The following is a 20,284-nucleotide window of genomic DNA, read 5'->3' as shown; positions in this document are numbered from 1 at the left end:
CCATTTTGTTCTCTGTAAGTACTTCGGTGCTTACAGGGAACGGGGGCTGTTTTGCGATTTTTTGCAGATATGCGCTGGATTGGATTTGGTTAGAATGAAATTTTGTTTACTCATCATCATGTGCATAGATGTTAAAACGCCGTGAACCTGTTTTGCTTTGTGAAAACTGGTTGAGATATTCAGGGTGTTGTTTGAGTAATGCCTTACTGTCTAAGCTGATCGAGTCTTTGGCCTTTTTCCACGTCACCGAACCTGTCTTAAAGGTGGCACGTTCCGACTCCTGCATCTGGGCTTGCAGTTGATGTTTCAGTAGATCGAAACTTTCTTGATGTTTTTCAATTTGGTTTCGTGCTTTGATCAACTGTTCAAATTGTTGGTTGGCTTGTTCATCCTCACTCAAATCTGTGGTACTCAATGGCACATGTTCAGGATAAAGTTGCTGTAATGCTTGAGCTGCCGATGCGCTGGCATCTGCATCAGGTGGTATATCTTTTTCAACACAGTCCCAAAATTGACGTTCCGCATTAATAATGTGTTGAATGACTGATTCTGAGCGTGTCACTTTGAAGATTCGAGTTTCATGTCCACAAATCAACACACATATATGAGCTGCTTTCTTGCCTGTCACCGCCAATTGGTGTTGTACCTGACACAGTACGTATAAAGGCACACCATCTCGCCACAACTTGGCACCATATTCTCCTGCGGTTTTACATTCCAAGATTTGTACATCGGCATCCCCGACTACGGAATAATCTAAGTTTGCTAACATGAAATGTTTGTCAGGGTCGGGATGTTGCAGTACTGCATTGACTCTGCGGACTTTATAATTGGTGTGCATACTGTAGTATTCAGCCACGAGCGGCTCTAATTGCTTGCCCCAATACAAAGGTGCATGACCTGTACTTTCATCTTCAATGGATTGTTTAATACGTCCTGTTTTAATCATCCACAGTTCGAGCATCGACATATAGGGGTTAAGTCCACAGGCTGCGGCACAATCACTACTGCCGATGCCTTGTCTGCGTATTTCTAACCATTCGGCTTGACTGAGTTTTTTGGTCTCCACGAAGCGTTTTGCAGTAAATAATTTTGGGGCAATAAAGGCTTGACTGGCTTGTTGAATAGATGGCTTTAATATGGCTGTATTCATGTTGAATTCCTATTTTTAATCAGGATTAAGATCAAGGTGATAAATAAAGGGCATAAAAAAACCACATCATCGGATGTGGTTTCAAGGGTGTAGCTTGGATGCAATTTAAATCTTTTGTTGAAGTGGAATTACTTAGGCTAAATTATGGAGTAATTTAAACAATCATCCTTAGCGCCTGTTCTAATCCTCGCTGTTTTAAGCCTGCCCCTGCACCAAACCATGCTGAATCAAGTCGATGATCTCGACTCATAGACCGACGCTCATGGTCTGCAAATTCTGTGATAGAACACAGTAAGCCATAGGCCGTTTCCTTGGCTGAGGAGAGCTCTGCGCCCCGTCCATGACCATTAAACATGGTCATCACTTTCGACATTGCACGCCCATTCGGTTCTGCTTTTGTTACATTCGCTTTAATTGACTCAACTGGGTTGTTAGCCACTTTGCGATAGAACTGAATGATGCCTTCATCCTGTTCTGATGGGCTGAGGGTAGTATTGTTAAACACAGCATCGAAATAAGCCGCTGCTTCTTGTTGGGTGACTTTACGCTGACTGAGCTGTTTCATTTCATACATATGTTCATCCCATGCACGCACTGAAATGCCCAATTGCTGTTTGATCTTGTCTGCATCAAACTTGGTACTGTGAGGTACTTTAACCACACCTCGACTTACATCCTGTCCTTTGAGTGCAATCGCTAAGGTATTGTTACAGACCACACGAATAGAAGTAAATTGTGCAGTGGTGGCAAGCGTACCATCACATGCCGTTGCTAAAAGTATGTAGCCATTACTGACATCTTTGCCTTTTAAGGCTGAGGTCTGTCCTGTTCGTGCCAATGCCCAGAATTTCTTACCACCTTTGAGGACGCCAGCTGTTTCCAATTCAAAGCCTGATTGCTCTGTTAAATCTTTGTAGAAATGTAGAATTTCTTTGGGTTGAACTTCTTGATAACGTTGACTGACCACAGATAAAGGCGCATGCGTGTCTGAACGGTATAAAACCCGTTGTTCTTCAAACGGCATGATGATGTTTTGCCCACGTTGATTTTGTGCCATGTAGCTAACATCAGAGGATTCAATCCGCCAGTCCATGCCTGCTTGTTGTGCCCAGACTTCAATCGGCTGATGGTGGGTGAGTTGATTGCCTAAGCCATGCCAAGGGGTTTGTCCGACATAGGCCATTTGTTCGATAAGGTGTGCCATGAAATATAGTCCTAATTTAAGATAATGAATTTTTTGAATTTAAAAATGAATATGCTATTTACGATCGTGTTGAATGCTTGCTGAGCAAGCTATTTGCTAAAAGGTGGTCGTGAATTATTTGGCGTTTGTTCGGCAATGACCAAAATCACACCACCCAACATGGCACCTGCAACCCCACCAATAAAAGGTGAATAGCCCAAGGAACGTGCCAGTGACATCCCCAATAGGGCTAAAGTGGTCGGTGAATTGGTTAAACCTAAACCTTGCATCATGGGCTTCATCGTTCCACGTTGCGGAAATATCCCTTCTTCTTCTTGATCAAAATCTCGATACGGCATAAAAAACTCCTGATTGTATTAATGAATCTGTTGTGCATTTCCCAAGCAGTTAGGGAAATCTGATTCGGTTCTTCATTCAGGTGTTATGTATCTGAAATTATTTGCATTCTATTTTTGATTGTTTTTAGCTCGTTATCACAGCGTAGTCCGTAAATGAAATTGACCCTGATCGGGCTTAGCATTATCATGGGCGTGCTGGCCTACATTGCCAGTCGGTTTTAGCAGACCGCAGATCCAGCACGATATATAAAATCAATTTTGTATGTCGTGAAACCCTCGTGTTCCCCCTTTGCGGTAGAACGGGAGGGGGACGCCTCGTGCGTGCTGGTTCCTTGGATCCCAGTCTGCTAACCCCCTTTCGTTCTGCCACCATTATTTAGCAGTAATTTGGTAGAACTTCTTATAATTCCAAGGAGTCAATCATGACTGTTTCTTTATTCTTAAAATTTCACTTTATTCCGATTTTAACTCGCCTCACTCAGCCGAATCGTATCTCTACATTGCTTCGGTAATGAAAATCATTGCACGTCTGATTTTAATCGTCGCTGTAGTGATCTAGCTGGGACCTGCTGTCATTGGCTTTGTGCTGATGATGTTGCTGTTTTGGCTGTTGGTTGAACTGGCTGGCTGGAATAAGTCTCCTCAGTAAATCATTTCATTTCTACGCCTTTTGAAGTCAGACACCATTCATGCTCTATTTATGGCGAGAATCATCATGTCTGTTTTTTATCATCTGCCCATTCTTGGGCTGGCACTGTTCACGGCTGTTGTATTAACAGGTTGTGAAAGTAAATCTAAACGTGACTTTAATGCAGGTTGTCAATCGGGTGGTACAGATCGATCTACCTGTTCCTGTGTCTATGACAAGCTCGAAGCACATTATTCCCCTGCTGTGATGGAGAAACTGGCTCAACAAAATGTCAGTCGTCTTGATCTACCGCAAGATTTTGGCGAGCAAATGTATCGCGCTGCTCAAACTTGTCAAACCTCTTAGGAGAAGCACCATGCAAATCAAAAATTATCTGATCGGAATTTATATCGTGATTGCCTTGCTGTTTTCTGTTTATTTAAAGGGATGCAGTGCCACAGCCGATCGAAGCTATGCCTATAACTTAGGCAAAGCCGTGGTATGGCCAATCTCGATGTTTAAGTAATTTCATTCAATTAAAAATGTATCGAACAACAATAATTAGGAATTAATTTAAATGAACAAAAGAATCAAATACGTTTTACGGTCAGGTGCCGTCATTACCTGCCTATCTATAGGTTCAATCTGTCATGCAGATATGAATCAGGTCATGGCATTGATCAATACACCAACCAATGCACCCGTCGTGAAACGCTGTGAGGGTAATATCAATTGCAACGCCTTTGTTGCGATTAGCAAACAATGGCAAATCATCCCCAAAGGTGATCGTCTACGTTATTTTATTTATAGCGCTGATCTCAATGCCATGATTCGAGAAGGCAAGGATTTAAAGGAGCCAAAGTTAATGGATATTGATGACTTTGCTTATCAAGTCTTTGATTATCATGCTGAGAATGGCAATGACCGATGGCTGTACGTCAAAGGTTTAGCGGTGCTGAAGTATGTGCAACGTACTCAGTTTTCATCACAGTAAGAGGATGCCATCATGAAAAAATTAATCCTTGCAACTGTGATTGTATCAACACTCACCGCCTGCCAAAAGAAACCTGATGAGCATTCCTCAGTAGCATCCTCAGAGGCACAAGCATCAATTGACACCCAAACTGAATCTAATCTACAAGTTAAAGAGCAAGAAGCAGAAGCTGCTGCTATTGCCCATGACCGTTATGATCCTGACAGTACTTACACAGGGGCTGAAAATATTGATATTCCACCGCCTCAGCTGAAACGTGAGTTATTGGCAGGCGAAGCACTCGAAGTCAAATACCGCCCTGTGGATGCTTACCCAAATTTTAAAGTTATCACAAGTACGGTTTATGACACCACGCGTTTAAAAGTAGTGTCTGAAGTCAACGATGTGATAGATAAAGTTGAAATGGACAATCCAAACTGTAAAGTCGTGGGGCTAGAACCTTTTACCACTAAATTTCCAAGTGTGTCTTATTATGGAGCAATATTTAACATTGTTTTAAAAGGCTGTTCTGCTGAGGGAATTAAGGAAGTCTATCTGTATACCACGCATGGTAAAATTACCTATCGTGCCATTGTTGAGCAATGAGTGTTTTAACGTAAAATAAGCAGGAAGCCATTTTAGCTCCCTGCATTATCACCCATTTTTTATGTTTAATTTCACTGTCAAATGATCACTAAAAAAGTAAAAAAATAATGCTCATTTTAGCCCTTAAAACCCCATGTGATAGTTATCCTGAGTTATTCATAATTAAACAGTTTTTTATCTTTTTTATGCTTATCATACATCGATCGAATTGCACTCCAATTCCACTCCAATATTTCAATTTTACCCGCTGTTTTTTCACCCTCTTTTTCTAGATGATCAAATAGTTTTATTGACCAAGCATCAGTTTTATCATTTTCCAAATTAAGTTTAACCATAAATGACATCTCCTCAAAACCTTTTTCTAGAAATTTAAAAAATGCTTCAATTTGATTTCTTGCTTCTGCATCTGTTCTGCTCTTTTTCTTTTCTACTACAACTTCGTTCAATTCAATACCTGAATTCAGTTCTTTTTGGTATTGTTCTAAAAAATTGACATATAAAATACTTCTTAAGACAGGAATAATTGAACTTTCATCTTTCACACTTCTATACACTAAGTGTTGCTCTTTTGGCCACGCTTGCAATAATAATTTCATGATATTATTACATTCATCTAAACGATCATCACAACGTTGTGTGAATGTAGCGCGATCTTCCAATATTCCACTTGCCTTTTTAGCATTAAAATTTTGAGGATCATGATATAAATACTCAAAATAAAAAAGTTCAATAAGATGCTGAAATAAGAAATGTAAAAGATTATCAACCAAAGTGCCTGGTGCGAAATCCAAAGGTGTTCTTAATGTGGAGTAATAGCGCTTACCCATAACTGTTTTGTAAGTAGAATAGCCTGTAATAGATGAGCGCCCAAAAATAGAGTAATACGGAATTTGCTTCAGTAACTCAATAAATTTTGCACGTAACTCATGAGTCCCGAGTCGGACGTCTGGATTTGTCAACTCAGCATAAATTTGAAAATATTTAAAAATGGATTGAGTAACCCGTTCTTTTGCAACAAATGATGAATATGCATACTTTTCACTAAACTCAATAAATTGTTCTAGGGTTGTGCCTGATTCTTTAGATGATGACAATTTATGAAAAATTTTAATAAAAAAGTCAGTAACTATTTTTTCCTTGAGTTCAAAATCAGAAAACAAGGTTCTGTTGTATTGGACATCTTGATACTGATAATAATCCCAGAAATATTGAGTGAATTCGTAAATAATATCTGCTTCAGTTGAATCAAGATTAATCGTTTGATGTTTACTATGTTTTTTAATTTTAATATGAAGATTTTTAACATTTTTTCTTAAAAACTGTTTAATTTCATATTCAACAGTTTTGTTGTTTTCTTCAAACCATTGATAAATTTCTGGAAACTTATTCTGTACCTTAATCCTTTCACAAGAATACATGACCACCAACCGAAAAAGGTTGGCTAATATTTCTTTAAACATTGTTTCATTCTGAGTCTTTTGGTTCACGTAATGATTTCCAACTATTCTTTACGTATGTTTTTAGCATAATTCCGTTGTGTCCACATCAATCCAATGGAGATTTTTATGCAAAACAATCAAGGCTATGCTGACACTATGCGTATGTTGAAATTACGTGATGTCACCGATAAATGTCAGATCAGCCGCTCAACCATTTATGACAAACTCGATCAAAAGTCTAAGCGATACGACCCTGACTTCCCTAAGCCCCGTAAGCTGGGCATGAACAGTGTTGCTTGGGTAGAAAATGAAGTTGAGCTATGGCTCAAGAACCTACCCTTTCATTAATTTTATCGGCATAACTTTCATCACTTCTTAGTTCTCGTATCCCTGTAAATCACGAGGAGCAGTTTATTCAATTGCCCCTGTAGGAGGACTATGTCTTGTGAAAGTGAATTTAGGTTTTTTAATTTAATTAATAATCTTATTAGCACTATTAATAATCTTATTAGCACTATTAATAATCTTATTAGCACTATTAATAATCTTATTAGCACTATTAATAATCTTATTAGCACTATTAATAATCTTATTAGCACTCTAATTAATACGATGATTAACAATCTTATTAAACCATTAAACAGACTAAAGATTTAATTAATACGCTTAACAATATCTATATGAATGAAAGAGTTAGTTTACTAAATACTGTTTTATATCTCTATAAGATCAGTGCCTATACCAACTAGCTCATCAGAGAGATGATCTACTTCATCTCTCATCATTCTTATAATTCTAAAGCATTATTCAGTTAAATCAATTATCTAGCATATAAACCAATGACTATAAGAGCAAAGCCAATGGAAAACCGAATAGATATTGATCAGAAATATCCACCTAATTTATTAGAACTCACTAGTGAGCAAGACAATGGTCTATTCATCCTTAAAGAAAATCCTGTTATTTCGACTATATACAGTACCATTCTTTGCGTTAATCGAATTGAAAACGAATCAATAGATCGCTTGTTTAAACTCAGCAACGAGGGCTTGAGCTTAAAGACTTATGTACCTGCTCTTGAATTATTCTTAAAAGGAATTTGTTCAATTGAACAAGCGAGTCAAAGTAACTACCACTGTGAACATAGCATTATTTTCAAACAAGCATATAACGTGGCTGTTGCACCTAATATTCATCCTGAAGATGAGCCTTCTTTTTGGAAAGCAGCACCAAATCGTACATTCGAATTATTAGATGATATGACGGGAGAACTGATCTGCTCTCATACAACGGCTCAACTTAAAAATAATTTGGTTCGTGAGATTTTGATTCGAATCGACTCACCGATCTTTACAAAGGCTCAATACGCTCGTCGTGAAAGATCAAAGGATCAATATAAAGGGGCTAGAAAGCTCGTTCAAGCCTTGAGAGACACGTTTAGTAAGCTACTGGTACTTCGTATTGACTTCGGCTGGAAAGAACGGATACAGGATGATGTCACCTTTAAGAAAATGAAAGCTCATCATGCTCAACTCATGAAAGGTTTCCATCATGACAAAGACTTACCTAACATCGTGGGTTATCTCTGGAAGTTAGAGTTTGGTGAGAAAAAAGGCTATCACTACCACTGTATCTTTTTTATGGATGGGAACAAGTTTCAAAGCGATACGCACTACGCAGAAATGATTGGTCAACGCTGGACTGAGATTACCCTAGGCAAAGGTTATTACTTCAATTGCCACCGTGACAAAATCAAATATCGTCACCTTGCAATTGGCATAGCACGTCATAGTGACCAAACCTTCTTCGACAATCTTGATCAGGTTCTAGTCTACATCTGTAAGCAAGATCAGTTTCTGATTGATAAGCGCTTACTAGGGAATGTTCATACCTTTGCAACCAGCAATCGTACAAAACAACCGAAAACAGTTGGTCGTCCGCGTATTTTTAAAATTATCCCTAATCCAATCCCTCAGGATAAATTAATCAGTCCTGTGACCCTTGTTAAGAAAAAATTAGTCATTAAACCATCAGGTAAATCATTATGAGCTTCGAACAACTTCAGCAATTCAGTAATTTAGATTTGATTTGTGGACAAAATAATTTAATCGTTATGAAATGGCTTCATACCTTGGGTGAAGCATCTCATCAATTATGTCTAAAAAGTTCAAAACCTTTGCAAATCAGAGGTCAGGTATTAACACCAACAGCACCATTGATCGAGCTTGATCGTGTGCTAAAGATGCAACGTCAAATGATGCAAAGCAATTGTGCATTCCCCTTAACCACTTTGCCTAATGAGTTTATTGTAAACAAAGGCGCTAGTTTCCTAGTGTCTAAAATGCATCAAATCGTTATGCAAAATAGTTGGTTTGATATTTTAGGGATTAATCAACACCCTGATAAACAAGCAATACATTCTTCCTTAAATCAACTTTGGAATGAAATACGTGGTTATTCAATCAGTGTTGAGGCTGAGAGCGACGTTAACAAGCGTAAAAAGCTCATATCAGACCAAGCTAAGGAAAACTCACGTATTGTCAATCGATTGCTCACTCAACACGCTAACATCTCATCTACCAAGCTCTTTTATTGCTTTTGTGCCAAAGGTGATACAGCATCGTTACAAGTAAATGAGCTAGAAAAAGCAATTGTTAAGCTTAAAAGTAAATTGATTGACCAATTTCAGCAACTTAATCAAGGAAACCTATTTTGCATCCAATGGCGGATTCAAAAAACATTGTATGGGCAGTACTACCTCAATATGTTGGTTTATCACGAACAAAATCATCAGTTACAACTGCCTCAGGATCAAAATCTATTATCACATTCGATTGATAAAGAAGGTCAAATTTCGGTTCAACTGAATTTGCCAAATATTTCTATTCAAACTCTGAAGCTTGAGCGTGATAATTTCCAAGGCATTAATTTAGCAGAGTGGAAAGTTATTTTTAACAATATGCTCTATCCTTTGAAGTATTACTACTATCAATCCAAAGTCATCAAATCAAATTTTGAGTATATTGTTTATTAATCGTATTTGACTCATTCAGTCACAGCCCAGTAGTTCCTTATTGGGCTTTTTTACGTGTTGGAAATAGTGATATGAACTTATCGTGAATTTAAACTAAATGAATGACTCTTCCTACAACGTCCTAAATCCACCAATTTGATGTTATCTAATCCAAAATTTTATGTGGGTTACAATGTGGGACAAAAGCACAAGCAAGAAAAAAGCCCTTGCAATAACAAGGGCTTAGATCAATATTTGGCGGAAGCGGTGAGATTCGAACTCTGTAAATAACTTTTTAATAGATTCTATCTAGGTTTAATTTATTATTTATCAGATAATTAAAATCTAATAGAATCTTATAGATTTTATAATTTGTGCCAAATTTTGTGACAACGCCTTTTTTAAGTAATGCTTTTATATCAAAAATTTGGTGGAGATGGCGTCAGTTGAACCATATCAATAAAGTTTTGTTTTATATAACTTTTTTAAAAGAAATTCAAATTTACCCAATCTTGACCCATTACCCTTTTATACATTTTTTGATGGGTTAAAATTTTTCTCAATGACATTCAAGAGAGAAGGAGCTTTGTTCCCTTACATTAAGAACAAGATTGCATTTCCCTGTACCACGTATTAGTGAAATGCTTTCCGATATGTCATAGACGATACTGAGCAAACGAATGCATGAGCAGAAGCTTAAACTATATCGATCCAAAGCAAAATCGAGTAATTACCATACATAGTTTTAGGTCCACCCTCCGTGGCTGGTTATCCGCTAAAACTTTAAATCGACCTTAACATTTATCAATGCATTTCTAGTCTTTTTGGCAGATGCTGAGCATTGAATTTCATCGTGAAAGATAAATGAGCATTTTGCATAAGATTAGTGTTGTTGATATAAGTCGTAATTATTCAGGCATACTTTGCTCACTGCTATTAGCAGATCAAGGAGTGAATGTCACTTATTTCAAAGATAAATACTCTGAAATTGATCACTTTACACATGCTGTATTTGCTCGGTCTAAACATTGTCTAGTTACAGATTGGACGGCACAGGATAGCTTAGATTTACTGTTTAAGAACTTAGAAAGTGCAGACGTAATTATTATTGATTGGTCAACACAACAGCTCCAAGAGCTTGGCTTAGATTTAGACCGTTTATCAAATAAATATCCTAATCTTATTCAGTTAAGAATTACAGGTTTTCCAAAGGAATACCCAAGGTATGCTTTTCCAGCCCATGATGGCTTAATTGCTGCTTCAACAGCTCTATATACGGATATTTCTGTAACACGTTCTGTTTTAGGCCTCCCTCCATTCCTTCATCAGCAGAACCGAACTCTAAACAGACAATTAACCCAACAAAAATAATTATGATTAGCCTTCTTGTAATATTTTGATTCTTAATAGGTGCTGTTTTTTTCTAATAATGAGTTAACGACTAGTCAAAATATACCGTTAACCATAAACTAATTCGAAACTTCATTTGAAAAATTAAGAACATGCATATTCAAAATCAGATAAGCGATTTTTTGACATCAACTACTTCAAAAGCACTGCTTATTACTGGCAGTGCAGGAACTGGAAAGACTTCGCTAATCAAAGAAATTGTAACGTATCTAATTAACCAACAATTAGAATATTACTTACTAGCGCCAACTGGTAGAGCAGCACACAATTTACAAAACCATGTGTTTGAGGTGACTGAAATATCTCCGACTACTATTCATTCTTTTTTATATAAAAAAGTTGATGAATCGGCTCAAGAGATTCCTGAAATTTTAAAATTTTCTGTAGTAGAAGAAAAAGTAGAAGACAATGCTGTAATCATTATTGATGAGGCCTCCATGCTTTCACATGAAGCAACGAGTGAAAAAGACTTTCTCCAATTTGGCTCTGGAAATCTATTTAAGGATTTAACTGATTATTTAGATTTATCAAATTCAAACCGTAAACTAATCCTCGTTGGTGATCCATGCCAACTTCCACCCATTAATGTATCGCAGGCTGAAGTACTCAATATAGATTATTTAAAACAGCATTTTGAGACAAACAATATAGAACATATACACTTAAACGAAGTGCATCGCCAACTTAAAGACAGTGCTATTTTGAAATCAGCAACAGCCTTAAGGGATAAACTAGAAAATAAAGACTTTTTACAACTGCCAATTGATCTAGATCATGATGAAATTCATCATTTAAATATGGATGATGCTTTAGAAAAATATCTATGGGTGTATGGCAATAACTCAATATTTTTATCTTATACCAATAAAGATGTACATAGTATTAATCTTAAATTTAGAGGACTTCTAAACCTAAACCCTAAAAAATTAGAGAAAAAAGAACGTCTTATTTTAATGAAAAACTCTTGGGTAAATTCTCAATACTTATACAATGGTGATTTTCTTATCATTGAAAATTTTGGAGTTATAGAAAGTTTTACGATTAATGTTCCTCAAAAACAAGAAAATCCTCTTCCTATCACTTTAGAATTTCAGGATATTGAATTAAGAAAAGAAGATTCATTTTCTAGCATCAAATGTAAAATTTTACATCACAAAATTTGGAATGAAGAAAATGAAACTTCTACTAAAGAGCTTCAAGCATTAGTTATTCACTTTAAACAACGCTACCCTCACTTACAACGTGGAACTCTTGAATATAAGCAAGCCATTCAAAATGATCCTTATATAAATGCCTTATATCTACGTTTTGGCTATGCTATGACTTGTCATAAAGCCCAAGGTGGTGAATGGGATAAGGTATATATTAATTTAGCTCGCCCTCAAAATGACTTAAAAACATTAAACGGATTTAAGTGGACCTATACAGCTTTAACACGGTCAAAAAAGTATGCTTATCTAATTAATTGCCTTGTTAATAATAAGTCCTTTGATCCTCAAAACCCTTTCGATAACTTAATAGCTGAAATCCAAAGTAAATTAAATCAGAATGGCTTTCAACTACTATCAACTAGACCTCTTGAATATGAACTTCAACTCTTTATCCAAAAAGATAATATCAATACCAGTGTAAAAATTTATCGTAATGGAAAAATGAAAATTACTCGCCTTATGGCTATGCAAAAATCTATTCATTTTGAAGAATTAGAGGCTTTATTGAATACTTTTGTTAATACCTCTTTAGTGGAGAAATAAAAATGAATACTAACTTTTTAGAAGAACTCAATAACTCACAGCGCAAAGCTGTTGAAACCACTGAAGGGTATATTCGCTTAACAGCTGGAGCTGGTTCAGGTAAAACTCGTGCGTTGGTTAGTCGATACCTTTATCTAACCGATATTGATGGTATAAGCCCTGACAATATTCTATGCATTACTTTTACTCGTAAAGCCGCTGATGAGATGAAAAAACGGATCAGAGATATCAGTGCTACCAACCTAGACGGCGCTCTAATTAGTACATACCACGGATTTTGTTATAAAGTTATCCGTGAAGATGCTCATCGCCTACATCTGAAAAAAGAATTTGAGATTATTGATGATAATAAGTTAGAAAAAACTTTCAGAGATATTTACAAAGAGTTAAAGCTGACCATAAAAGATGGAGAACTAAAACTCTTACAAAAAGCATTATTTTTATATAAATCGACAACGTCTTATATCCATAAAATGACGGGATTAAGTCAATATACTTATGCTGAAAATGTTTTAAATTTTAATAACCAATTACACACCTTATTATCAGAACCAAATTATCGCTATTTAGCTGATGAGATCTCACGCTATTCTGATGTTTTAGGGCATTATTTAGCTCGACAAGTAGAATATGCAAATTATGACTTTTTTGATTTGCTTGAATTCACATTGCATCTTTTTTCCACAGATTCTTATGTATTAGATAAATGGCAAACTCGCCTTGAATATATTATGGTGGATGAATTTCAAGATAGCAGTTGGCGTGAAAATGCTTTAATTTCTTATTTAGCAGGTAAACATCATAATCTTTTTGTTGTAGGTGACCCTGATCAATCTATTTATTCATTCAAGGGTGGAGACATTTCTGTTTTCTTAGACTTTAATAAAAACTATCCTGATGCCATAGATTTACAACTTTATGAGAATTATCGATCTACTCAGCAAATAGTTGAAGTTTCTAATCAAATTATTGCTAAAAATGAAATTCGACTTGATAAATCGAGTATCCCTAAACGTGGTAAAGGTGAAGATATCACACATTTTCACTGTAAAAAAGATAAGCAAGAAATTCAATTTATTGTTGATGAAATTAATAAAATTAAGAAAGAAAAAACATATGAGCATAAAGGTGAGAAAATTCCATATTCATGGAAAAATATCGCTATTATTGTTCGTTCTCATCGCTCTAAAAAACCAATTGAAAGTGCTTTTGTTAAAGCTGGATTTCCATATACCATCGCTGATGGTATAAAGTTCTATGCAAAAAAAGAAATTCAGACCGCAATTGCCTATATTAAAATGTTAGAAGAAGATTGTAATGACTCATTTATAAAAAGCATTAAAGAACCTAAACGGAGGGTCGGAGAAGTTTTACTCAAAAAAATTAAACATAATGCGGATTTAAAATTATGCAGTTACTATCAGGCACTAAAGCATTTAGAACATATCAATGATCCCGACTTTAATACAACTTCTGCCCGAGAATATATCGAAGTTATTGATTTTATACGAAGCAGAAAGTTTTCTGTAAAACTTTCAACATTAGTACACGACATCCTAAGAGCATCAGGTTATTTAAATTATTTACGAGAAGGGACTAATGAACAACGCATTATTAATGTGGAAGATTTAATTGATTCAATTTTACAGTTAGAAATTCGTAGGCAACAAGATGTTTCATTAACAGAATATATTGATATGCTTAATGAACATACCCGTGAAACTGATGAAGATGAAGAAAAAGATGAAATCCAAATTATGACCATCCACTCTTCTAAAGGCTTAGAGTTTAAAGCTGTATTTCTACCTCATTTTAATGATGGATCTTTACCAAATGCAAAATCTCTTTCAGATAGAATCAAATTAGAAGAAGATCGTAGATTAGCTTATGTTGCTTTTACACGTGCTGAAGACTTATTGTATATCGCTGAATCTGAAGGCCTTACAGAAAGGGGATCGAATAAACTCCCTTCACGATTCTTATTTGACTTTGATAGAAGCTTATTAAATGAACCGTCACATCTACCTCAAAAATTTATCGACTCATTGCTTAAAGAGTTTTCGCATTCATCAGGAGAAGTAATAGCTCAACGAAAATTAAGTATAGGTGATCAAGTCAGACATCATAAATTTGGTCTAGTAACGATTAAGGCAGTGACTGATGCAAATTACATTATTCAATTTGGTGATCCACCTATTAAAGAAAGAACTATCAGCAAAAACTATCAATTTTCTACAGACGACGTAACAGCTATCAATTCCAGCCTAGGGAAAAACTCAACTAATAATATGCTAGATGTATCAGATGTATCAGATGTATCAGATGTATCAGATGTATCAGATGTATCAGATGTATCAGATGTATCAGATGTATCAGATGTATCAGATGTATCAGATGTATCAGATGTATCAGATGTATCAGATGTATCAGATGTATCAGATGTATCAGATGTATCAGATGTATCAGATGTATCAGATAGTTCTGACATACATCAGAATTCCGTACAACATCCTTTATGGGGTATCGGTTTTGTCACTTTTTCAAATGAGTCATTCTTACAGATCCGATTCCCTGAAATTAATGAAACAAAAGAGATTCCCAAAAACTCGAAAGCTATAAAATATATTTAAAATGAAATAAGCCACTCTGTCCGAGTGGCTTATTTTTATGAAATTGATATTGCTTTCCAACTATAAGTTTCTTTATCTCTCTGTTTACTGAAGATAGCTTGTACATTTATTAGTGCTTTATCCTCAATATTCTTGATTAAGTTTGGTGATACAAAGACATCATTAACAAATCCGAACCCTTTTGAATTTTTACGTAATTCACCTTTTTCTTCTTTCATATCAGTAATTTTTGCACTATTAGCTAATTCCACATGTGAAATTTCAATCCGCTGTGATTTGGCATTAATTGTTGAAAAGCATTTTACTTTAGAGCCTATCGATATTTTATCTTTTAAGTTTCTTAAGATATTTTGATCTAACTTCAATTCTTTATCTTTATTAAGAAAAACTTTCACATTCTCGTAATCATCACTGATATAGCTAATGATACCAAACTGTTGATTAGTACACTCCCAATCGTCCCCATCCATCCGCTCAACAACATTTACTACTAAATTCTGATTGGAGTCTTCTTGGATACCTAATGTAACTAATACTGGAGCTCCCTTCTTCATTTTAAGATGATTAAAACCATTAGCGAGTAATGACTCAAAATTATTACCATTTTTTATAGAAAACTTAGCAAATTCTTTTGTTTTTTTACCATCTCGCTTAATTTTTAATTGCCCTATATATGTTGCAGAAATTTTTCTAATTTCATCAAAACATAAAGTCAAAGCATCTGATGCATGCTCTTCATAAAATTCTTTAGCTAATTTTGAATCTTTCTTATCTGGATCAAACCAACTATTTTGAGTTAAACGATTTAATTCTTCAGGCAAATTCCATTGATTCTCATTTCTAATATTAATTGATTGATTGATTTCAAAACTTGCTTCATCAAACATCTCTAAACTGATTAAAAGTTTAGCAAAATCAAAATGAGCCGTAACTAAAAATTTTTCTTCCGTTTTACAAAGCATAGCTTTACAAAAACATGCTAAAGCTAAATCCTTTTGTTCAAACTGATAAACTCTTGCAGCTTCAGCCCAAACCCAAAATTCAGATTTTTTCAACTTTAAAACAGATGATAGCACTTGACTTGCATTTTCATAATTTTCCATACGTCTTAAGACACCGACAGCATCCCAATCTAGCCAAATAGCATCCTCAGCTGATAACTTAGATCGTGCCTGATTAGCCCAATCCAAACAAAAGTCTGCTTGTTCCTTTTTCAGCTCTTGAACAGATTTCGCCCATTTACATAGACCTCTAGCAATTTCATAAGCTACAGGAAGACTGCGACGATCTTTACCCTGCTTATCTACATAAGTACTGACTTCCCAATCTTCTGCTCTCAAAGCGACTTTGCCAAACCAGTTTACATAATTATAAAAATCAGGAAAATGTATTGCATATGGGCTGATCAATTGCAATATCATTGAAAATGCCATTTCTGGTCGACGCGTTTCTCCTTTAATATAATCCTCAAAAGTTTTTATTAATTGCTGAACAAGTCTTTGATCAATTGGATCTGTTTGTTTTAGCTTAGTAGTGATTTCTTTTATTTCAGAATAATATGTCCACTCAATTTGACTTTTTAGTTGAAGATAATTTGGGGATTGCTGCAACTCTACTCGCGCTAAATCTCTAGCTCGTAGATAATCACCATTCTTTCTAATTTGACTAATTTCTTGCCAATTCATCTTAACTATCACAATCGATCAATATTTCTAGATTATATTCCAATAATAATCTTATTTTTCATAATTTTATGTTAAATGATTTAAATCTAAATAAGCGATAGCTATTTAATATTAAATTATCCACAACACTATCAACATCTATATTTGATCAATTTTGGACAACTCCCAGTATCTTAGACATCTGGATTTCCTCAAAATGAGGCAACCCAGATGAAGATATTGGTAACTATTCAGATCTTGTCTAAATCAATTTAATCAAATCCTTACTTAGATCTGTACTTGGTTTCAACATATCATCAGCAAGTGCACGTTTACTTGATAAAAGTTGGTCTAACTTTATCTCAAAAGTGTCAAAATCATTTGCAGCAATTGACGGATAGTAAACAAAAACTTCTTTATCTTGACCAATACGATATGCACGATCAGTCGCTTGATCTTCCTTTGCAGGATTCCAACTACGTGTATAATGGATCACATGATTAGCACGTTGTATATTTACGCCAAATCCTACAGCGGTAGTAGACAGAATAATAATATTAAACCCGTACTTCTCTTGAAATTTATCAATTAAGTTTTGTCTGGTTAACCCTTTCTTACCACTGGTATTAGAATCACCATTTACTGTTGTAATATTTAATCCAAATCGCTCCATCAGAATTCGCTTAAGAAAAACTTGTATATCTCTAAATTCAGTAAATATTATTACTTTTTCATTTTTTTGTTTTATTGATGCTAATGTTTCAAACAACCAATTTACTTTTGGAGAATCTTTCAAGCTTGCGGTTGGGTAAAAGTGTAAAGGATGAGCACATATCATCCTCATACTATGTAAAGAGCTTAACATTGCTCCCTGATTACCTTCATCAGTTAATTTTTTGAATCGGTTGACTACATCAATATACAATTGTCTTTGCAATAAACTAATTTGAATATCTTTACAGCTATCGACCTCGACTTTAGCAGGTAAATCTGCGACATCATGTTTCATTCTCCTTAGAACTTGAGGAGCAATGATTTCACGAAGTTTTATAAGAGCCGTTTCATCAGTTCCTTCTACATTTTCAATAGGTTTGCGATACATTTTTCCAAACTCATTGAGTGGGCCTAATAAGTTTTCTTGTATAAAATCAAAGAGACACCAAAGATCAGTTAAAGAATTTTCAACTGGTGTTCCTGTACATGCTATTTTAAAATCTGCTTTCTGAGCTTTTGCCGCTTTAGTTACCATAGCTGTGGGAACTTTAATCTTTTGTGCTTCATCACATATCATGATACTCCAGTCTTCTCTTGCCAAAGAAAACTCAAGATCACGCATTGTCTCATATGTCGTTAAAACAATATCCGCATTACCACGCCAGTCCTCCTCAAGAAGATTTGTAATACCGTGATTTTCGCGTAGTTGTGATGAAATGAGATGTTTAGGAATTTTCCTTTCCTTTAACTTATCACCGTACAAACTTAGTATTTTTGAAAATTTATTACTAAAAAATCGATTAGCTTCAGCTTCCCAATTTTCTAATAATGAAACTGGAGCAACGACCAATACAGGTTTCTTAACTTTAGTATTTTCTAGATATTCACCAATAAAACATAATAGTTGAAGTGTTTTACCTAATCCCATGTCATCTGCCAATAAACACCCACTCACTTGTTCTGGCGCATACTGATGCAGATTCTGTAGCCAGGCCACTCCATACGCTTGATGCTGCTTTAAACTAAATTCATTATTTCTAAAACTAGTTGGTAATCTTGCTGATGGGGGATTATTTTCATCAAAAATTAATAGCTCTGCTCGCTGTTTAGTAAATTCAGCCTCATCAATATTGTTCGCAATTAACAACGTATCTTTCTTTTTCTTAGGTTGAGGAGTTTCCTTCTCTATTAACTTTTCATCTTGATCTTTACTTTTTGAAGTACGTAGTTGATTTAATAGAGTCTGAGCATGCTCGAGAGATAATTTTGTATCCGTATTTGGCACTACAATTTCATTTAAATTACTTTGCTCAGCGTCTCTAATACATTTTTCTAGTTGTGCTATATTTTGCTCTAAATTTTCATCTTGCAACTGCAGTTCCAAATCCATTAAATGTTGCGGTAGCCATTCTGATTCACCACTATCTCTTTTAATAAATTCAGAGTTAAGTTTTTCAGCCTCACCAATACCAATTACACGCCCACTGTAATTAGATAAATCTAGCACTTGTTTTGCTTGCAGCTCATCTTGATATTTTTTTATTTCATCTAAATCATTTTTTAAATCTTGAATCTGCTGATCTAAATAACTATTTCTTTCAATTTCATATCCAGCCCACATAAAAAATGGAGATTTTTTCTCATAGGCTTGAACAAAATAATAAGTCTGATCTAAGTTATGTAGCTCTAAATGAATAGGATTTTTTTCTCTTTCAGAGTTTTCATAAAGCTCTAATTTTGCTGATATATAATGCTTTAACTCATCATAATTTTTTTCTATTTGTAATGTATAAGTATAAATTTCTGCTTGCTGCTTTGCAGTTTCAAAACTTTCCGGTGAAATAACATCAATCGCATCATCACCCAATTGAGCAAATGGGTTATGTAAAAATGCCTGAGCTCTTTCACCTGAGACACGTCTACTTGGCATTTTTTTTATTTCAGTTAGCACTTGCTTCACCGAAGGAGGAATTACAACATGCGCAATACCACCATCGGGTAGACTAATACTGTATTGATCCTGAACATGATTATATTGATCGAATGTTTTTAACCAATTGAATGGGGCTTCATCAAATGTAGGTTGAATCTCTACAATTGATTCCTGGCTTATTAGATTTTTACGAAGATTTAATTGTAACTTCTCAGGTGCAAGAACTACTGTCTTTCTTAAAAACTCATCTAAATTCGCATTCGCTTTATGTGCTAAATTACGAATCTTAGCCCAATATTTCTGATTTAATTCTTTATCTTTATTTTCTAATCTTGAAAATTCTTTTAATTTTTCGACAAGTCTAAAGCCTTGTTCATTTAATAGATATTCTACGCCATCTATTATTAACACCCCCCCTTTGCGCTGAATAATATTTTTAGCCTTAACATTATTTTCGTTTAACCATCCATCTAGAATAATTTTAAAATTCGAATCACTTAAACCACCCTCACTTTTAATCACTGGTCTTAACGAAGTTTGTTTTGGCAAGTTAAGCAAGCTAATAACATTTTTATGCTCCTCATCCTGTAGAATTTGAAAGAGTTCTTCCCAAGGAAGCATGTAGTGCTCATCTACAAGATAAGCTAAGTCCTCTTCTTCAAGACTTTGCCAATAGAAATCTGTATCTGATTTAGCATTTTCTAATATTGAAAAAGTAATACCAAGCTCGTTATAACTGAATAGCTTTGAAACATGTTTCAGCTCTTCATCTTGTACAACATCATTGCTTTTCTTTCTTTTCCAAAATGCTAATTTCATAATTTT

General features: G+C 35.0%; 16 protein-coding genes and 1 pseudogene. 11 read left to right on the top strand and 6 right to left on the bottom strand.

The features are described from left to right. Nucleotides 1-106 precede the first annotated feature (106 nt). The 3 genes from AC4CUY_RS04640 to AC4CUY_RS04630 form a co-directional block, all read right to left on the bottom strand. Nucleotides 107-1,153: a YqaJ viral recombinase family nuclease gene (locus AC4CUY_RS04640; RefSeq protein ID WP_419329047.1), complete on the bottom strand. Its 1,047-nt coding sequence runs from the start codon at nt 1,151-1,153 to the stop codon at nt 107-109. A gap of 154 nt (nt 1,154-1,307) precedes the next feature. Further along, nucleotides 1,308-2,357, bottom strand: a complete 1,050-nt coding sequence (locus AC4CUY_RS04635; protein ID WP_419329046.1) for a DUF932 domain-containing protein — start codon at nt 2,355-2,357, stop codon at nt 1,308-1,310. Between the two features lie 89 nt (nt 2,358-2,446). Continuing rightward, nucleotides 2,447-2,695 carry a hypothetical protein gene (locus tag AC4CUY_RS04630; protein WP_419329045.1) on the bottom strand — a complete coding sequence of 83 codons (249 nt, stop codon included), beginning with the start codon at nt 2,693-2,695 and terminating at the stop codon, nt 2,447-2,449. Nucleotides 2,696-3,410: 715 nt separating this feature from the next. Between AC4CUY_RS04630 and AC4CUY_RS04625 the strand changes: the two genes are divergently transcribed. Genes AC4CUY_RS04625 through AC4CUY_RS04610 form a run of 4 tightly spaced genes read left to right on the top strand, consistent with a single transcriptional unit; the run spans nt 3,411 to nt 4,902 of the window. Continuing rightward, nucleotides 3,411-3,689: a hypothetical protein gene (locus AC4CUY_RS04625; protein ID WP_419329044.1), complete on the top strand. Its 279-nt coding sequence runs from the start codon at nt 3,411-3,413 to the stop codon at nt 3,687-3,689. A 10-nt stretch (nt 3,690-3,699) separates the two neighbouring features. Then, entirely contained in the window at nt 3,700-3,849 is a 150-nt protein-coding gene (locus AC4CUY_RS04620; RefSeq protein ID WP_419329043.1) for a hypothetical protein, read from the top strand. 51 nt (nt 3,850-3,900) lie between these two features. Further along, entirely contained in the window at nt 3,901-4,317 is a 417-nt protein-coding gene (locus AC4CUY_RS04615; protein WP_419329042.1) for a hypothetical protein, read from the top strand. Between the two features lie 12 nt (nt 4,318-4,329). Continuing rightward, entirely contained in the window at nt 4,330-4,902 is a 573-nt protein-coding gene (locus tag AC4CUY_RS04610) for a hypothetical protein (protein WP_419329041.1), read from the top strand. Between the two features lie 152 nt (nt 4,903-5,054). Here the strand turns inward: AC4CUY_RS04610 and AC4CUY_RS04605 are convergent, their stop codons facing one another. Continuing rightward, on the bottom strand, nt 5,055-6,389 hold the full coding sequence (locus AC4CUY_RS04605; RefSeq protein ID WP_419329040.1) for a hypothetical protein: 1,335 nt from the start codon (nt 6,387-6,389) through the stop codon (nt 5,055-5,057). A gap of 78 nt (nt 6,390-6,467) precedes the next feature. On the opposite strand from AC4CUY_RS04605, the gene AC4CUY_RS04600 reads away from it, so the two are divergent. The 7 genes and pseudogenes from AC4CUY_RS04600 to AC4CUY_RS04570 all read left to right on the top strand — a co-directional run bounded on the left by AC4CUY_RS04600 (nt 6,468) and on the right by AC4CUY_RS04570 (nt 15,148). Next, on the top strand, nt 6,468-6,689 hold the full coding sequence (locus AC4CUY_RS04600; protein ID WP_419329039.1) for an AlpA family phage regulatory protein: 222 nt from the start codon (nt 6,468-6,470) through the stop codon (nt 6,687-6,689). Between the two features lie 512 nt (nt 6,690-7,201). Further along, complete coding sequence (locus AC4CUY_RS04595) at nt 7,202-8,389, top strand: YagK/YfjJ domain-containing protein (protein WP_419329038.1); 1,188 nt, start codon at nt 7,202-7,204, stop codon at nt 8,387-8,389. Continuing rightward, nucleotides 8,386-9,375, top strand: coding sequence for a hypothetical protein (locus AC4CUY_RS04590; RefSeq protein WP_419329037.1), 990 nt, complete (start codon nt 8,386-8,388; stop codon nt 9,373-9,375). Before AC4CUY_RS04595 ends, AC4CUY_RS04590 begins: the two co-directional genes overlap by 4 nt. A 596-nt stretch (nt 9,376-9,971) precedes the next feature. Next, nucleotides 9,972-10,137, top strand: a pseudogene (locus AC4CUY_RS04585) (tyrosine-type recombinase/integrase); the annotation flags it as partial. An 81-nt stretch (nt 10,138-10,218) separates the two neighbouring features. After that, nucleotides 10,219-10,725, top strand: a complete 507-nt coding sequence (locus AC4CUY_RS04580; protein ID WP_490773728.1) for a CoA transferase — start codon at nt 10,219-10,221, stop codon at nt 10,723-10,725. Between the two features lie 131 nt (nt 10,726-10,856). Then, a complete protein-coding gene (locus tag AC4CUY_RS04575; RefSeq protein WP_490773727.1) occupies nt 10,857-12,518 on the top strand; it encodes an ATP-dependent DNA helicase in 1,662 nt (553 codons plus the stop codon). 2 nt (nt 12,519-12,520) lie between these two features. Next, a complete protein-coding gene (locus AC4CUY_RS04570) occupies nt 12,521-15,148 on the top strand; it encodes an ATP-dependent helicase (protein WP_490773726.1) in 2,628 nt (875 codons plus the stop codon). A 35-nt stretch (nt 15,149-15,183) separates the two neighbouring features. On the opposite strand, the gene AC4CUY_RS04565 is transcribed toward AC4CUY_RS04570, so the two are convergent. Together AC4CUY_RS04565 and AC4CUY_RS04560 are read right to left on the bottom strand one after the other, a co-directional pair. Next, nucleotides 15,184-16,833 carry a DUF7017 domain-containing protein gene (locus AC4CUY_RS04565; RefSeq protein ID WP_490773725.1) on the bottom strand — a complete coding sequence of 550 codons (1,650 nt, stop codon included), beginning with the start codon at nt 16,831-16,833 and terminating at the stop codon, nt 15,184-15,186. 241 nt (nt 16,834-17,074) lie between these two features. Beyond that, on the bottom strand, nt 17,075-20,278 hold the full coding sequence (locus AC4CUY_RS04560) for a DEAD/DEAH box helicase (RefSeq protein ID WP_490773724.1): 3,204 nt from the start codon (nt 20,276-20,278) through the stop codon (nt 17,075-17,077). Nucleotides 20,279-20,284: the final 6 nt, after the last annotated feature.

The organism is Acinetobacter sp. 778_lipA (genome assembly GCF_058242985.1).
This window is presented reverse-complemented; position numbering and strand designations above follow the sequence as displayed.

Bases quoted from the DNA above. Each gene is read 5' to 3' on its own strand.
- AC4CUY_RS04615 (WP_419329042.1), top strand. From the start codon at position 3,901: ATGAACAAAAGAATCAAATACGTTTTACGGTCAGGTGCCGTCATTACC.
- AC4CUY_RS04565 (WP_490773725.1), bottom strand. From the start codon at position 16,833: ATGAATTGGCAAGAAATTAGTCAAATTAGAAAGAATGGTGATTATCTA.
- AC4CUY_RS04640 (WP_419329047.1), bottom strand. From the start codon at position 1,153: ATGAATACAGCCATATTAAAGCCATCTATTCAACAAGCCAGTCAAGCC.
- AC4CUY_RS04630 (WP_419329045.1), bottom strand. From the start codon at position 2,695: ATGCCGTATCGAGATTTTGATCAAGAAGAAGAAGGGATATTTCCGCAA.
- AC4CUY_RS04610 (WP_419329041.1), top strand. From the start codon at position 4,330: ATGAAAAAATTAATCCTTGCAACTGTGATTGTATCAACACTCACCGCC.
- AC4CUY_RS04575 (WP_490773727.1), top strand. From the start codon at position 10,857: ATGCATATTCAAAATCAGATAAGCGATTTTTTGACATCAACTACTTCA.
- AC4CUY_RS04620 (WP_419329043.1), top strand. From the start codon at position 3,700: ATGCAAATCAAAAATTATCTGATCGGAATTTATATCGTGATTGCCTTG.
- AC4CUY_RS04570 (WP_490773726.1), top strand. From the start codon at position 12,521: ATGAATACTAACTTTTTAGAAGAACTCAATAACTCACAGCGCAAAGCT.
- AC4CUY_RS04595 (WP_419329038.1), top strand. From the start codon at position 7,202: ATGGAAAACCGAATAGATATTGATCAGAAATATCCACCTAATTTATTA.
- AC4CUY_RS04625 (WP_419329044.1), top strand. From the start codon at position 3,411: ATGTCTGTTTTTTATCATCTGCCCATTCTTGGGCTGGCACTGTTCACG.
- AC4CUY_RS04560 (WP_490773724.1), bottom strand. From the start codon at position 20,278: ATGAAATTAGCATTTTGGAAAAGAAAGAAAAGCAATGATGTTGTACAA.
- AC4CUY_RS04600 (WP_419329039.1), top strand. From the start codon at position 6,468: ATGCAAAACAATCAAGGCTATGCTGACACTATGCGTATGTTGAAATTA.
- AC4CUY_RS04590 (WP_419329037.1), top strand. From the start codon at position 8,386: ATGAGCTTCGAACAACTTCAGCAATTCAGTAATTTAGATTTGATTTGT.
- AC4CUY_RS04580 (WP_490773728.1), top strand. From the start codon at position 10,219: ATGAGCATTTTGCATAAGATTAGTGTTGTTGATATAAGTCGTAATTAT.
- AC4CUY_RS04635 (WP_419329046.1), bottom strand. From the start codon at position 2,357: ATGGCACACCTTATCGAACAAATGGCCTATGTCGGACAAACCCCTTGG.